This window comes from Allobaculum sp. JKK-2023, assembly GCF_034745455.1.
GTDB lineage: Bacteria > Bacillota_I > Bacilli_A > Erysipelotrichales > Erysipelotrichaceae > Allobaculum.
Genome location: NZ_JAYERV010000003.1, coordinates 1,506,405 through 1,521,752, shown reverse-complemented (window position 1 = coordinate 1,521,752; position 15,348 = coordinate 1,506,405). Strand labels below are relative to the sequence as shown.

The window sequence follows — 15,348 nt, the reverse complement described above, 5'->3', positions numbered from 1 at the left end:
ATCATTAAGCTGAAGAAAGAGAAGAAGTATTCAGCTTGATTGGATCAAAGGTAGAAAAGTGAATTGGCCTCAGAAGCTGCAGTCGCGATTCCTGTTTTTCTTCTCTGCTGTTCACAGGCCTTAAATCGGAAAAGTTTACGCCAGATCCAGGTTAAAATAAATGGCGGCTAGATAGGTTCCAATTGAGCGGAATCTATCTATAGAAGATTAGGATTGCTTTAAATATAGTGATATGGTGATTTTTATGAAAATTCAGCGCTTAATACTTGAAAACTTTAAAAGCTTTACCCATCTTGACTTGAATATTGATGGTAAATCCTGTGTGTTTTTTGGGGAAAATGGAACAGGAAAATCTTCTGTTTTAAATGCGGTCTGTTTCCTTAGCTGGGGCTGGTTGAATCGAATGAACCCAGCACAAGGAACGGCTTTTAAATCGTTAAATGAAGATTTGGTTCATTTTGGTTCAGATAAAATGAGTATCCAGGGAGACTTTCTTCTGAATAATCAGTACTTCACTTTAAAAAAAGGATACACCAAAAAGAAACCAGGAAAAAATGCAGTCGTTGAATCAAATAAAAAGATGTATGACAAATTCATCGATGGATATCTTGATTTGTATGACGAAGAAGATCAGGATATACCCATTTTTGTCAACTATGGCACAAATCGATCTGTATTGGATATTCCATTAAGAATCAGAAATAAACATGAATTTGATAAATGGACTGCTCTTCAAAGAGCAATTGAGAATGAACTTGACTTTCGGACGTTCTTTGAATGGTTTCGGAATCAAGAAGACTATGAAGCTGAATTGATCAGGGAATACGGCGATTTAAACCATCGCGATAAATCATTGGAATGCGTCAGGACAGCTATTGAAAATATGCTGCCTGATTTTAGCAACTTACATGTTCGCCGACAGCCTCTAAGAATGGTTGTAACAAAAGGCGGGGAAGAGTTTAGTGTTGACCAGCTTTCGGATGGAGAGAAATGTACGATTGCCCTTATTGGAGATTTAGCGCGAAGAATGGCTCTGGCTAACCAGAAGCGCAGCAATCCGCTTGAAGGAAGAGGAATCGTACTCATTGATGAAATTGAACTTCATATGCATCCAACCTGGCAGCGAATGATTCTTCCTGTTTTAAAAAAGACATTTCCGAATATTCAGTTCTTAATCACAACCCATTCTCCTCAGGTTCTCGGAGAAGTCAGCGACGATTTTAATATATATCTATTGTCTGTTGATACAGATTTTGAAGTTCAGCCTGAAAAGATCAACAGACTCGATGGATTCAGTTCAGATTATATTCTTCGCGAATTTATGAACACGGATTCTGTTAATCCAGAATTTAGTAAACTGGTTCAACAGGTTGAAAATTCTGTTCATAAAAATCAGTTCGATGAAGCTGAGAAGATCTTGGGTAAAATTAAAGAGGTTGTTGGGAATAATTATAGTCAGGTGATTCATCTAACTGGCTTAATTCGACGGGAAAAAATTATCTATGAAAAGAATCATAAAAAGTAAGCCACCAGAAGAGTGGGAAAAGTTGATAAAAAAGAATCCTGGAATTCAATACAGAGAACTGGACAGAATAAAACATGGCAAGGAAGCCCGGCAAATACTCCATTCTTCATTGATTGAAGAGCAAGGTGGATTATGCTGCTATTGTTCCAGAGAGATTAAAGATGGATCATCTCACAATGAACATTTAAAATCTCGAACAGATTATCCAGAGGAATCTATGAGATATCAGAATATTGTTGCCTCCTGTAACTCATTGACAACTTGCGGAAAATATAAAGATAGAAAATCAATAACGGTAAACTATGTATCTCCGTTAGAAGAAGACTGTGAAAGCAATTTTTCCTGGGATAGCTCTGGAAATATATTCGGAGAGAATGAGCGAGCTCAAAAAACGATAGAACTCTTAAATTTGAATGAATCCAATCTAAAAAATAGTCGATTTACTTTGTGAAGTTAGAATAATTAGTGGACAAACCGAATAGAGTTTATTCCTAACCGGTTCTATGTCATAGAGTTACAATTCGAAACGAACAGGAGAGTATTTCTATGGCAAACAAACGGAAACAAATTACTGAAGAGCAGCGAAGAGACGCTCTTCAATATGTTAAAGACCATCCCGATCTGACGATGAAAGAATGCGCAGACAACCTTGGAATTGGGCTGAGCACTTTGAGTCGATTCAAGACACGGGCCAAACGCTCAGAGGATGGTGAACCGGAATTTATTGGATCTGGTCATTATACCAATCCAGTTGAAAAGGAAAATGCCCGTCTCCAAAGGGAACTCAAAGATGCTCTTGAGGCGCTAAAGATCTTAAAAAAAGCTATAAGCATTCTGGGAAATTAAACTCCACGCTCTATAGCCTGGTACACGAAGAAAGCGAAAAAGGAGAAGACTTCTCCGTGGCCAGAGTGCTTAAACTACTCGGCCTCTCCAGATCTGGTTATTATGCCTGCCTCAATCGAAAACCCAGTAATCAGGCGATACGTAAAGAAGATGTGAAAAAACAAATACAAAAAATATATGATCAGAGTCACCAAAATTACGGTGCCCCGAAGATTGGAGTTCTTCTACGCAGGCAAGGCTACACGATTACAGATCGAACCGTCGGTACCTATATGAAAGAGATGGGTATCCGGGCACAATGGATAAAAAAGCCACAGCGGCCTTCAATTATCCCAGGAACGGATCAAAAGCTCAGAAACATTCTGAAGCAAAAGTTCAATCCTGATCAACCAAATGCGGTCTGGTGTACTGATATTACCTATATTCACACCCGACAGGAAGGGTTTGTCTATTTAACCTGTATCATGGACCTCTTTTCAAGAAAGATTATTGCCTGGAAGTTATCCAGAACCATGGAGGCTGAAGATGTTCTGGAAGCGCTGGAAACGGCTAAAATCAGGCGAAAATCCGATCGGCCAATTGTATTGCATACAGACCAGGGTATCCATTTTACCTGCAGCCACTATCAGAATCTGACTTCCGATATGATTCGCAGCTACTCCAAAAAAGGGTACCCTTACGATAATGCCTGCATTGAATCCTTCCATTCTCTAATCAAAAGAGAGTGGCTTAACCGATTTGAGCTGGAAAATTACTGGCAGGTCTATCGCTTATGCGATCAGTATATCGAGAGTTTCTATAACCCGGTACGAATTCATAGCCACTGCAATTACCTGTCTCCAAACACCTTTGAGCAGATGAAGGCAAGTTCTAATGCACAACCACTTACAAATGAAAAACAGAAAACTGCATCCGCAGAAAAAACGGATAGTGGAGGATGATAGCCGCGTTGCCAGGATCCAGTTCTCGAAAGGCGCAGCCGCTCAAGAACGTGAGCTGTCATACGGCATCATAGATAGCTTGAAAGACTTTCACCGTCGCTTCGCTCGATGGAAGACCTGAGTGCACAGGCGGTCGTAGGCTGACAAGGGTTTAAGCGACAGCGGCCCTTTTCAGCCGTAGACCGAATGTGCGACGATGGTCATCGAGCAAGCGACGAGTGAAAGTCCCACACACCTCACCGGAGCGAGCTGCGGTCCAGCCGCAGAGGCTGGTCGCCGATAGGCGAAACGGAAAACGAACAAATAAGGCTAAAGGAAAGCCGCAGAAAAAAATAGTTAGGGCTTCTACTGATAAGAAACCTCTATTTTAGTTGTACTAAATCTTGACATAGGACCATTGATCACAGATTGTACTGAAACAGCAAAGGCACTATATGAGTGTGGTGAAGATGGAAAAGAATATATCTTCCGGGAACATATTGAAAGTCAAGACGGAAAAGCTCGTTTATTTTCGGATATGCTCGAATGGCTTTATGAAAAGGGATATTTTGATTCGGATGTCCTCTGATCAGACAGCATTTAAAAGAAGTAAGAAATCTTTGAGCTGACCTTTCCGGTCTTTGATGCACTCTTCAAAAAATGAATTCTATAGCGATGAGCAGGAACTGTTGAGGATCTTACGCAAATGTGGTTTTTAAAACTAATAATCCTGGCGAATGAATAAGCTTGCATCATTCATATTGTTGATTCAATAACAATACCTAATTCGAGATGAGTTTGCCTATCGCATTTTGGGTTATCGGGCTTAGCGGCAATTGCTGCCGTCGATAATAGTGATGATAACTAAACACATTGTTTGCATAAGAGCCACGGTTGACACCAACTTGATTAATCGAAAAGAAAAATGTCTTGGCTGATTTTCTGAATTTGGGAAAAATTGGTCAAGGCGTTTCGATATTTAAGGTTGAGCTGGAGCCGACCGGGACACCAATGCGGTCTGGAATCGTCTGAACTACGGGCAGGATCTGCTTGCTAAAGAGATGCTGCAGCCAGCCCAATAAGCACTGACCATTGTCAGCTAGTAGAAAAAAAGCCTTCCAGACAAAAGAAAGGCAGCAAAAGGCGGCACACTGTCAGAGCGTCCCCCCCTGTTGCTTAAAACTGCTTTAATATGTCGTGGTTCCCTGGATGCGTTTGGTGCGCAGCGATGGATGGGAAGGATTTTCGGCCAGAAGCTTTAGCTTGTTTTTAAGCTGCTTCTTCTTCTGTGCGGTCAGATCCTTAAAGTGCTTTTGAAAACGAGGCGTAAAGGTAAACTCATACGCCGTCATTCTGCCTCCAATTTGTCAAACATGGCGTCCACGCTGTCAAAGACAGGCTGCTCTCCGGATGCGATTTTTGCTTTTATCTCCCCAATTTCTTCTTTAAGTTTGCTTAAATATTTTTTGGGGTAGACAACCACCGGCATAATGCAGATGAAACCGTCCTTCTCGAAGATGTCCAGTTTATCGCCTTCGGACAGACCGAGTTTAACGATGATTTCCTTTGGAATTGTGATCTGGGATTTTTGACGTAATTCGGCCAGCATACGATCATCTCCTTTGCTTTGAGGTTTGAAAATAGTAAATTCTAACTTTCTTACTTATAGCAAATCCGCTTTGAGGGATTTATGCAAGGAGTACGCAAAAAATTACAAATAAAGCGGTCAGCACCGTGACCGCTTACTTTCTGCTATTGAGTTTTTCATATCTATCGAGGATATACTGCATGGATTGGGGAGCGGAGCTGTTTCGCCTCTGCGATAAATTCCCGCAAGGTCTCGGGGCAGAGCTACCTGCCACTTTTTTCAGAGAACCAAAAATTGGCTGAGGCGTTTCGAAGTTTAAGATTGAGATGGAGAAACTCCTCTATGCTGGCAAAGAAATGTCGGCCGCTCAACTGGAGGGGTTCTATGCTGGATTGCAGATCGACAGGAATAAATAGATCGTCAGTCTTTCAGACGGTTATACAAATCAGCAATCTTTTCGCGGATTGTGGATTCATGGTCATCAATAGCGTCCAGAACTTCCAATGCCCGATCCAGATCGGCTTCTGCTTTGGAAAAGCGACGCAGCGCAATAAGAATTTCGGCCTCCTCAATGAGCAGAATGGCCAGGATTCTGATGTTGTTAATCTTCCTTTCCAGAATCTTTTTAGGCTCTCTCAAGGCCGCCAGCGCGCTTTTCGGTTCGCCCATCTCTAAGAGTTCACGAGCATCATCCATTCCGTGGCGGACGATTCTGAACTCTCTGACATTAAAGTCACGGATCATTGACTGCACCTCATTTCATCGGCAGGGAAAGTCGCTGATGTCAGCACTACTCGTCGTCAGATTTGAAAAAGTCTGGATTGAAAAGAACAACTTCCTGTTTTTCTAAAGAAGCAGGAACATTGATCAGGCGTTGGTTGCTGGAACCGCAGAATTTTAAAGAAAGATCTTTTAAGGATTCTACGAATGGCCCATCGACCAGAACGTCAATATTTTCTAAAATGGTGTCGGTATAGGGGGTGTGCATTCGACCGCCATCCAGCAGATCCTGATCCAGAATATAGCCGGTGTACATCCAGATATCTTTATTTGGAAGTTCGCGACGGACCATGGAAACTAAGTTTGCAACTTCACTCTGGTTGGCAATTTCAAAAGGATCGCCGCCAAGAATGGTCAGTCCTTCAATAAAAGCAGGGCGTAAAGCCTCGAAAATTTCTTTTTCGGTTTCTTTCGTATAAGGCTGTCCATAGTTGAAGTCCCAGGTTTCAGGCTGGAAGCATCCATGACAGTGGTTGGAGCAGCCAGAGACGAACAGGGAGACACGCACTCCATTGCCATCAGCAATATCAAATTTCTTTATCTGTCCATAATTCATAATGAGTTTTCTTCCTTTCTGTTCGCAATATTGCCATCATAGGCACAAAGAGGCCGGAAAGCAATCCGGATTGTCCAAAAAAGCGCTGTCAGGTTTGCGGCCTCTTCAATCCAATGGGAAGAATCGAAGAGAAGGAACAATAAGAAAACGGATTCTTGAACAATCTTATAAAGATTGGGTTAAGATAGAAAGGATTCGGCTTGACCGAAGCGTCCGACTGGAAGAAAGCTCCTGCTGGAGGGCTTCTTTTCAATTCAGGACGACCCAAAAAAACGCGGCTGGTGTTTAATGAATTCGAAAAAAGCAGATATAAGTTAAAAAACGCTGCCGATTTGCATCCAGAATCCAAAAAAATGAAACACAACGTGAATTCTCAAATATACTCAAAAGAAAGTGAGGGTAAGAATGTATCGGATTTATAACCTGAAAAGCAGTGACAACGTTGAAGTCAGTGCTGAACTCGGCCCATTTACGGTGATCACCCACCTGAGAAACCTGGCTCCAAACCTCGAAAACCGCCCCGGGGCGATGATGGAGTCCTACTATGCGGGCCTGCTGATGGATCGTAAACGACAGCTGATCTGCCAGCTCAATCAGTCCGCTGTCCTGGTTGCAGCCGGGATGATGCAGTGGATGGCTGGCGAGTGCAAGATGGTCAGTGATGCCAATGGTCTGTTTGGCTATCTTGGCAAGCAGATCCGCGGCAAGACCACCGGCCAGAGCTGCATTGCGCCGAAATATTCTGGCAGTGGAACGCTGGTTCTGGAACCGGTTGATGAAGACATCATGCTGGTGAATCTGCAGGACTGGCAGGAAGGCATTGTCATTGAAAAGGGGCTTTTTCTGGCCTGCAGTGCCGATGTTCAGCAATCTACTGTCATGCGAAGCAATGTCTCATCCACGGCGCTTGGCAATGAGGGCCTGTTTTCCATGGCGCTCAAGGGCCAGGGCTTTGCGGCTTTGCGAGTTCCTTGTCCGAAAGAGACACTTGTTCTCATTGAACTGGAAGATGATGTGCTCAAAGTGGATGGCAATTTTGCCATTGCCTGGTCAAGCTCTTTGGAATTTACCGTTGAAAATTCGGGAAAGACCATGGTCTCCACAGCGCTTTCGGGTGAAGGCTTTGTGAACACTTTCAGGGGAACTGGCAAGATTTTATTGGCGCCTTATTTGTCATTTGGTACCAAGGAAGTGGAAAAAAGTACAGATAATCCATCAAACTCCTAAAACTCCGGACTTTTCGATACATCATTTGGGGCAATCTGTTGTCGATTTGCCAGTTTCTAACTAGAATAATAGAGGCGGAATATTTATTGCAACAGGAATTCGATTTTTACAAGGGGGACAAAAGAGTACGATGAAAGAGACCGGCCTCACAAAACGAGAAACCCAGATCATGAACGTTTTATGGAAGAGTGACCAGCCACTCTCCGCGTTTGACATCCTGACAGCTTCACCAGACCTGAGCCGCAATACGATTCAGATCGTTCTGAAAAAACTTCAGACAATCGGCTTTATCGAAGTTGCTGGATTTGGATATCACAAAAACGCACTGACTAGAACTTTCCGGCCAATTATTTCCCAGACAGAGTACATGGGAGAAAGCCTGGCTCGTTCTACATCACTAGAAATCACGAAGAGTTTCATCAAGTCGCTGGATGACTGCCAAACGCTCAATGATCTAGACACACTGATCCAGGAAAAACGTAAAGAACTTGGATGCTAAGTGTCACTCGCTTCGAGAGAGAAGCGAACACAACTAACAATTTACAATACGGAAAAAGGCTGATCGGTGGGGATCAGTCTTTTTTCGTTGCCTGCTTTTGGCCAGCCAGCGTTCCAGATCTGTCAGACCAGGAATCTCGCAGCTGTTTCCTGTTGAGTTTGTTTTGAACTTCTTTTGAATTGGCTTTTTTGAAAGAACTCTCTTTTGTAACCAATCCAGGAAAGCAGAAGCATACGATTCTTTCTGGATTGCATCGACTGGAATGAATGGAATCGTTCCAATCCAAAGAACAGGCTTTTTAAAAAAATGGACTTTTTAAAAGAGAATGTAGAGTCGCCTATTGCAGGACATTCTATTTTTGACAGAATGGAATGATTTAAAGTTTTTGGTCCAATGTCATTTAGCTTAGTTTTTGTCCACCATCCGTGTACAGATGGTGGATTTTATGTTTTCTGGTTTAACGAAAATTAACTTTGACAATAACTTCATAATTATCTAATTTAATCCTTATCACGTTGAAAACATAACTTTATAAGGAGGAAAATATGGCAACTAAAGTTACTTCGCCGTCCGCGATTTATCAAAAATTCATGAAATCCCTTGAGGAATTTGCCTACAAACAGGAGAAGATTCTTGCTTCTGAAACAGGAGCTTTCTCACGCAGTCATTATCGATCATCAAAAATAAACTTATTCCATTTCCTGAATACATCCATTATCGGGAATGGGGCAACACTCTCTGATTTGTCCATGAACTATTTCGGCATGGGCAGTGTAAGACCATCTGCTTCAGCACTTGTTCAGACAAAAACCAAAACTCCAGTCAGCGTATTTTCAGCACTGCACAAAACCACATTGGCACTTTATTCCATGGATAAAAAATATAAAGAACACAGGGTAATCGCTTTTGACGGAACCAATGAACCTGTTGCGCCAAATGAAGATGAACCTGACTACATCATTTATACCAAGAACAAGGAAAACATTATCCGGGCCGGTATTCACGTTAACGCAGCCTATGACGTACTTAATGACAAATTTTTAGCCATCGTCACTCAAGACCAGAGGTCCAAAGACGAACGGGGCGCTGCTATGAAAATGGTCAAGGAGATTCATGAAGCTTATCCTGGCGAGACATTTCTCTTTGTCATGGACAGAGGGTATTTCTCTTACCCATTATGTAAGCTTATTGAATCCTTAGGGCACAAATACCTCATACGTATGAAAGAACGAGAGTATAGCTGCCTGACTTATACAGAGCTTGACCATACAGAAGACCAGCAGATCAGCCGCATTCTTACCCACCACCAAAGAAAAAGAGAAAAAGAAAACCCCCAGATGAAATACCTGGTCAAAAAATCAATGAGACAGATTGATCCAGAATCTGAATTTATTGATTTTGACTGCAGGGTGGTAGCTATCGAGATTGGCGACAACGTCTGGGAAGGACTGATTACCAATCTGGATGAAGCAGAATTTCCTCCGGAGGCTCTTGGATTTATTTACCACCTAAGGTGGCGAATCGAGCAGAGTTTCTCCTGGCTTAAATATGGAATAGGAATGAAACGTATCCACTCGATAAAAGCAGAATACATCATTCAGGAGATTTATTCATCCCTTATCTTCTACAATCTGGTTTCCGAGATCAAAAAGTGTGTTCTTGAATCATCTCAATCAGATAATAAAGAAGAGAATCAGACAACTTATGAATACCAAATCAATACAACTAAGGCGATACGGGCTATCAGGAACACGTTCACCCCGAAGTGGACGAAGAATCGAACGATTCGTCAAATTACAAAAGCGGAGTTTCAGGCTCTGACTGAGGAGCTGCTCAGAGAAAAACTACCTGTTCGACCAGAGAGGAGCTTCAAACGAAATCTCCATCCCAATCGTTTGATATGGTTCACTTACCGATAAGTGCGTTATACGCGCATTTAATGAATGTTATGTGCTTGTTAATTTCTTAAAAGCAGCTCTTATCAAAGAGTTGTTTTTAGTGCACCTATTTGGACGAATACATCCAGATTAATCAATATATTTTGTGCTTATTTGGTGCATATGAATGGATGAGGACCGGATTCAGTCTCGATCATTCACTTTGTCTTCAATTTTGAGACAAAGTTTAAAGTCATATTTTTCTAGCTAAATGACATTGGTTTTTGGTCCGGCTTGAAAGACGTGGATCCAATAGTGGAACTATCTTCTGGTTTGAAAAAGGATCAGTGTAGAAGGAATCTGAAAATAAGCCGAAAACAGAACGGAACAAGCACGCGCAAAAGAAGACGGAATTCGGAGATGAATCGAATATAAGATTGAATATAATCTGATTAAGGAAATACAGATATAAATTTGATGAAGAAATACTATCCTGTAAGCTCTAACATTCTCTGAATACAGACTGTTTCATTCTATCATTTGCATAAATTGAGAATTGTTTTTGAATTCTGACATAAGTTTGGGTACACTGTACGCCTATGTATCTTTGGGACAGGAAATCTGTCTCAGATATCGATCTATTCCAGCCAAGTGTAGCCAGTGACTGCCACAGAATGAAAAATTCCTGAACCGCAGGCCAACTGCTTTTTCGAACCGCCTTGTTGGCGACAATCGAAAAGCAGGGCAGAGTACACGCCTGGATTCAGGAAAATAGGTACGACCAATGACCAGGGCCTGGTGAGTTCTCCGTTCCCAGCTGGATTGCTCAAGGCCTCACGGTCAGCGTCTCCAAGAGGGGAAGGACGCTCTCAGCACTCTGGAAGGGATCAGATGGCAATGAAAATTGTGGGTTTTCATTGCCATTTAAATGGTCTGTTTCCAGTGGTCAGACGCTGAGGTCTATATTATAACTGGCCATCCGCGAACAGAAAACAATTATCTGAAAGACCAGAAATAATGTTTTGAAAACAACCTTCAATATGTGATAAAACACTAAAGATTGATTAAATTATGACTAAAAAAGACATAGAACAGTACGAAATAGATGTAGATGATATCTTCGATGACGATCTGGCGGATGATCATGGTTTGAAAGATGAATTTCTGACAGACCAGAGCGCTGCTGAAGTTTATATGAAGCCCTTTAAGATCCATGGTCAGCCCATTGAACTCTTTATTCACCGCTCCATGTTTAAGGAAGTGAACTTGTCCATTGAAGCGCGTGCCGATCTGTCCATTCATATTACAGTTCCAGAAGATTTTGATCTTGAGCAGACTGACCAGGCCGTTGAAACTTTACGGCCTCAGATTGAAGCGGTTTATGAGCAGGCCAGAATTGCCAACGACCGCCTGCTGAGCATGTGGGTGCTCAAAACGATGGATGATTCTGATGGTGTCCTGTTTTTTGGACAGCTTTATCCCCTGCACTACAAAGTTGGGGAGTGGTATAAGCCTTACTATCGGGTCGATTTCGAGAATCGGGAATGTGTGATTACAGTTCCGGAAGATGGCGGAGAAATTATTGAAATGGTCAAAGCCATTACAAAGGAGCTGGAAGCTCGAACCCAGGTTGTCTTTGAGAGTTACCTCAACTACTACCTCACCCGCTTTGAAGAATTGCCAGAGAAGATGCCAACAATCCAGCTGGTCGAATATCTGCCAACACCGACTTCGGTTGACCTGGAAACCGGCATGATTTCCATCAACCCGACTCTGTCCCAGTTCCCTGAAGGATGTGTTGAATATTGCGCAGCCAGCGCCTTGTGTCGGCTGATTGACCTTGGAAACCAGAAACTTCATGAAGAATATATGGATAAGGCAATGCCTGACTGGCGCCGTTGGGCCTCTGAATTTGAGATTTGATTGATCAGGCCGATCAAACCAGATCTCGATCCATTCTTGAATCTATATGTTATTAACAAAAAGCCTCAAGTCTAATGCAGATGCTGCATTCGGACTTGAGGCTTTTTTTACGGGTTAACTTTCAGGATAACTAGGCAAGACTTTCAATGCCAAAATCGACAATAGCTGACATATCTCATATTTTTAAACACATTGGCAAACAAAAAGCCGGATCTGCCTGAGATCCAGCTTTTGAAAACCGGCTTCAAATTTGCGACTTATGGCCTGTTTATTTTGTTTTCTTCTTTTTGAATGCTAGAACACCGAAGATCGCAAAGGCTGCCAGAGCAACAACCATGACGATGATGATGGTGTTCATGTTCGTTTCGGTTGCAGTGTTTACATTGCTGGAAGAAGAAGGAGTGGACGATTTCTTAACTGTGAACTTCGCACTTAAATCCTTGCTGGAGGATCCAAGATCAACGTTCATTAAGATTCGTTCCGACTGTTCTTTGGAACCATCGATCGGGAAGACAAGCGTAACTTTAGAGTCAGCCTTGATCAGATCGAGATCTTCTTTACGGAAGTCAACGGTGCATTCACTCATCGTTGAACCAGACATCTTCGTATTGACAGTTGGAGATACGGCTTTGCCATCCACAGTAATGGAGGTGGGTTTGCCAAGAGCAGTACCTTCAGTCTGGGTGAATGTCAGATCCAGTTTGTCTGGTCTGCCAGTCATTGCCAGGTTGACCGTCCAAGTCTGTTTGGAGCTGTCGTAATCATGAGAACCTTTGAAAGTCGCATTGTTGGTATCACCAATTTCTGCTTTGATTTCTTTTTCATAAGTTCCAGATTTGTAATCACCGCTTTCAGCGGTTACTTCCATCTTGGAAGTATCAAAGTTCTCTTCAACGGAAAACTGGGCTTTGATCCAGTCACTGCTTTTGAGATCTTGCAGATTAGCATTGGACACGGTGATCGCATAACCGTTGGAAATCTTTTTAAGATCGGCTGTAAAAGTTTCACCAGCTTCATTGGAAGAAGACGGCTGAGTAGAGTTTTCGGAAGAAGCTGTAGAAGAATCTTCAGAAGATTGAGTGGTCTTGTCAGTGGATTCACCGGTTGTATCGTTGAGAACTTCTGTAGTACCAATAACCAGACTATCCAGTTTAGTCATCACATTTGGATTAGAGGTAATTGTAATAACTGTTTTCTTTTGGGAGTCTGCTACCACAGTGCTTGAAGGCTGAACGCCTACTGTCCAAGTATTTAAGTCTGCATTGTAAACGCCAGTAATAGTGTAGTTTTTGATAGGAGATGTATAGGCTTCTTTACCACGAAGGCTACTTGTCCAAGAGTAGGCACAGACTGTAGCGTTAGAAGGAACTTCTCCTGTTTTGAATACAATTGTGATTGTGTCATTGTCCTTATTCATGTTTTCCGCAATCTGATCGGAGGTGATTTTCAGAAGCGTAGCTTTAGGAATAAGAGAGGACAGATCTAAATCTTCCAGAAGAGGAGAATCATCAAGACTTGTTTGGGTAAATTTCTTGATGGAGGCTTCGTCTGTGAATGTTTTCTTACCAATTTTTAAGCTTTGAATGCCTTGTAAAATATCGCTATTTGGAAGAACTCCAACCAGAGTTCCAATCATCATAGATAAGTCATCATTACCAGTATAGACTGCTTCTGGAACTGTCATATTAAGAGTGAGGGTATTGGCGGCTCCGTCATAGTAGGAATTGTATTCATACTCTCCAATCGCATTAACAGTGATGTCCTTGTTAACTACTTCTGTTTCACCCTCTTTGACATGACCAGCAAGATAAAGTTTGGAACTTAATTCAAATGGCTGAGTAGACGAATTATCGCTACTTTCAAGATTGTAAGTCAGAACTAGATTATTGTCTTTCTCACTTTTTGGAGTAAGGTCATCTTTTCCAATTGTGATACGAATTCCTTTACGTGTTTTTACCGATTCAGTCTCATTTTCGAAAAAGAACTCATCGATTTCCGAATCAGGAGTTGCTGTTTCTTCTTCGATAGTTGCTGTTTCTTCTGAATAAGTAAGGTTTTTTGTATCAAAATTAGTAATAGGAGTACCGTTAAAGGAGATGGAAGGTTGTAATAGTTTTCTAGTTCCGCTAGGCCAAGTTACTTCGTAAATCAGATCAGCAGGTAATTCATTTTTAATGATCATTTCTACTCTAACTTGATTGTTCTTATAGGTAATTGAGGTGGTGCCGTAAGTGACATAATTTTTAAGGTCGATAGTGGGCGGCTCCTCATTCTCAGAGCCATCGTTACCATTGCCAGAATCAGGGTTCTCAGGGCTACCGTTATCGTTACCAGAACCAGGGTTCTCAGAGCTACCGTTATCGTTACCAGAACCAGGGTTCTCAGAGCCACCGTTACCGTTACCATTGCCAGAACCAGGATTTTGGTTAATATTACCGTCTCCAGTTTCTTCTTCTACAGGGGTAGGTTGAACATTCGAGGCTTGGTCTTCCGCAAAAACCGGAACCGTATATACGCAAGTCCCCATCGCCAGTACAGCTGCAACCGAGAGGAATTTCTTTGCAAGTTTCATGTGGTTAATATCCTTTCTGATGCTCTGAAATCAGCAAACTGAAATCTACGACTTCAGTTTATTTCAGAACAATTAAAGTGAATCAAATCTATCTTAGATTTTAGTGGGAAGGATGTCAATTTCGCTTAAAATGCCGAAGGACAAGCTGCATGCCCAAAAATTGTCTGGCATGAAAGCGGAAAAGGCGAAATACTCTGTAAGTAAGGTTGATTTGTAAAAAGCACTTCGATGATCCTCGAAAATCATTTTAAAAGAACGTGATTAATTTTCAAGCTTTGTAAGACAGGATGAGATCAAATCATGACTTGATTGTGCTTTGGGTATGGATTTGATGTGGGTCGATGAAACTGGATTTGGAAAGATTGTTGTTCAATTTTCACTGGTTTTACGTTTTTTCTACACTGGAAAAGAGAAGAGAACAACGAAAAGAACAGAGAAGGAAGCAAAAAAGGAAGATGGTGATCTTTGAGCATGTGCTGACTTCTGATTTCGGACTTCTTTCATAATAAAGACAGAGTCATTCGAGATTTAAGAATGTGGAGCTGCCGGATTTTGGATTGAAGCTGAATCCAGAATCCAGCGGTCATCCCGATTCAAGAAAGAGGATCAAAGATGTCAGAAATTTTCCATGAACTTCACGAAAGTGAACTCCAGGCCGAAATCGACCATCATAAAAATGAAATTGAAACAGAAAAAGAACTGATCGAAGAACACACAGACAATCCAGGAACAAATTTCGTTGAAAAAGAAATCCGCAAAGTCGAGCTGGATCATGAAGAGCATGTCTTAGAGCGCAATGAACATGAGCTGCAAAAAGATGAAGCCAAACTGGATAAGGCAGAAGGCAAACCTGCTTTGGAAGCAGAAGATGCCTGCGCAAAAGCAGAAGAGTTCAAGAAACTGGCTGACCAGGCAAAAGAAGAAAGCCTGCTGGACGAAGATTTGTTTGAAACCCCAATACAGCCGCTGAAATAACTGAGCAAGGAAGCTGACCTGTAGTTCAGGCGGCTATTCTACATAAAGAAAAGGACTGGG

The 15,348-nt window shown here is 42.0% G+C and carries 15 protein-coding genes; 10 read left to right on the top strand and 5 right to left on the bottom strand.

The window, feature by feature from the left end:
- Nucleotides 1-244: 244 nt before the first annotated feature.
- From U4956_RS06255 to U4956_RS06240, 5 genes are all read left to right on the top strand, one after another.
- On the top strand, nucleotides 245-1,525 hold the full coding sequence (locus U4956_RS06255; protein ID WP_323089691.1) for an AAA family ATPase: 1,281 nt from the start codon (nucleotides 245-247) through the stop codon (nucleotides 1,523-1,525).
- Complete coding sequence (locus U4956_RS06250) at nucleotides 1,503-1,976, top strand: retron system putative HNH endonuclease (protein WP_323089690.1); 474 nt, start codon at nucleotides 1,503-1,505, stop codon at nucleotides 1,974-1,976. Before U4956_RS06255 ends, U4956_RS06250 begins: the two co-directional genes overlap by 23 nt.
- Entirely contained in the window at nucleotides 1,957-2,007 is a 51-nt protein-coding gene (locus U4956_RS14400) for a Hok/Gef family protein (protein WP_416347419.1), read from the top strand. Before U4956_RS06250 ends, U4956_RS14400 begins: the two co-directional genes overlap by 20 nt.
- Before the next feature lie 64 nt (nucleotides 2,008-2,071).
- Nucleotides 2,072-2,371 (top strand): hypothetical protein, encoded by a 300-nt coding sequence (locus U4956_RS06245; protein ID WP_323089689.1) that lies wholly within the window; start codon nucleotides 2,072-2,074, stop codon nucleotides 2,369-2,371.
- Nucleotides 2,372-2,388: 17 nt separating this feature from the next.
- Nucleotides 2,389-3,312 (top strand): IS3 family transposase, encoded by a 924-nt coding sequence (locus U4956_RS06240; protein ID WP_323091464.1) that lies wholly within the window; start codon nucleotides 2,389-2,391, stop codon nucleotides 3,310-3,312.
- Between the two features lie 1,166 nt (nucleotides 3,313-4,478).
- Here U4956_RS06240 and U4956_RS06235 read toward each other — a convergent pair.
- The 4 genes from U4956_RS06235 to nrdG all read right to left on the bottom strand — a co-directional run bounded on the left by U4956_RS06235 (nucleotide 4,479) and on the right by nrdG (nucleotide 6,215).
- Entirely contained in the window at nucleotides 4,479-4,643 is a 165-nt protein-coding gene (locus tag U4956_RS06235) for a hypothetical protein (protein ID WP_323089688.1), read from the bottom strand.
- Entirely contained in the window at nucleotides 4,640-4,900 is a 261-nt protein-coding gene (locus U4956_RS06230; RefSeq protein WP_323089687.1) for an AbrB/MazE/SpoVT family DNA-binding domain-containing protein, read from the bottom strand. Before U4956_RS06230 ends, U4956_RS06235 begins: the two co-directional genes overlap by 4 nt.
- Before the next feature lie 399 nt (nucleotides 4,901-5,299).
- Nucleotides 5,300-5,623, bottom strand: coding sequence for a hypothetical protein (locus U4956_RS06225; RefSeq protein ID WP_323089686.1), 324 nt, complete (start codon nucleotides 5,621-5,623; stop codon nucleotides 5,300-5,302).
- Nucleotides 5,624-5,669: 46 nt separating this feature from the next.
- Nucleotides 5,670-6,215 carry an anaerobic ribonucleoside-triphosphate reductase activating protein gene (gene nrdG, locus U4956_RS06220; RefSeq protein WP_323089685.1) on the bottom strand — a complete coding sequence of 182 codons (546 nt, stop codon included), beginning with the start codon at nucleotides 6,213-6,215 and terminating at the stop codon, nucleotides 5,670-5,672.
- Between the two features lie 405 nt (nucleotides 6,216-6,620).
- On the opposite strand from nrdG, the gene U4956_RS06215 reads away from it, so the two are divergent.
- The 4 genes from U4956_RS06215 (at nucleotide 6,621) to U4956_RS06200 (ending at nucleotide 11,741) form a co-directional block, all read left to right on the top strand.
- On the top strand, nucleotides 6,621-7,442 hold the full coding sequence (locus U4956_RS06215; RefSeq protein ID WP_323089684.1) for an AIM24 family protein: 822 nt from the start codon (nucleotides 6,621-6,623) through the stop codon (nucleotides 7,440-7,442).
- Nucleotides 7,443-7,572: 130 nt separating this feature from the next.
- A complete protein-coding gene (locus tag U4956_RS06210) occupies nucleotides 7,573-7,941 on the top strand; it encodes a BlaI/MecI/CopY family transcriptional regulator (RefSeq protein ID WP_323089683.1) in 369 nt (122 codons plus the stop codon).
- Nucleotides 7,942-8,486: 545 nt separating this feature from the next.
- Complete coding sequence (locus tag U4956_RS06205) at nucleotides 8,487-9,860, top strand: IS4 family transposase (protein ID WP_323089682.1); 1,374 nt, start codon at nucleotides 8,487-8,489, stop codon at nucleotides 9,858-9,860.
- Nucleotides 9,861-10,889: 1,029 nt separating this feature from the next.
- Nucleotides 10,890-11,741 (top strand): YgjP-like metallopeptidase domain-containing protein, encoded by an 852-nt coding sequence (locus tag U4956_RS06200; protein ID WP_323089681.1) that lies wholly within the window; start codon nucleotides 10,890-10,892, stop codon nucleotides 11,739-11,741.
- Nucleotides 11,742-12,009: 268 nt separating this feature from the next.
- Here U4956_RS06200 and U4956_RS06195 read toward each other — a convergent pair whose 3' ends face one another.
- Complete coding sequence (locus U4956_RS06195) at nucleotides 12,010-14,313, bottom strand: hypothetical protein (RefSeq protein ID WP_323089680.1); 2,304 nt, start codon at nucleotides 14,311-14,313, stop codon at nucleotides 12,010-12,012.
- A 612-nt stretch (nucleotides 14,314-14,925) separates the two neighbouring features.
- Between U4956_RS06195 and U4956_RS06190 the strand changes: the two genes are divergently transcribed.
- Entirely contained in the window at nucleotides 14,926-15,288 is a 363-nt protein-coding gene (locus U4956_RS06190; protein WP_323089679.1) for a hypothetical protein, read from the top strand.
- The last annotated feature ends 60 nt before the right edge of the window (nucleotides 15,289-15,348 follow it).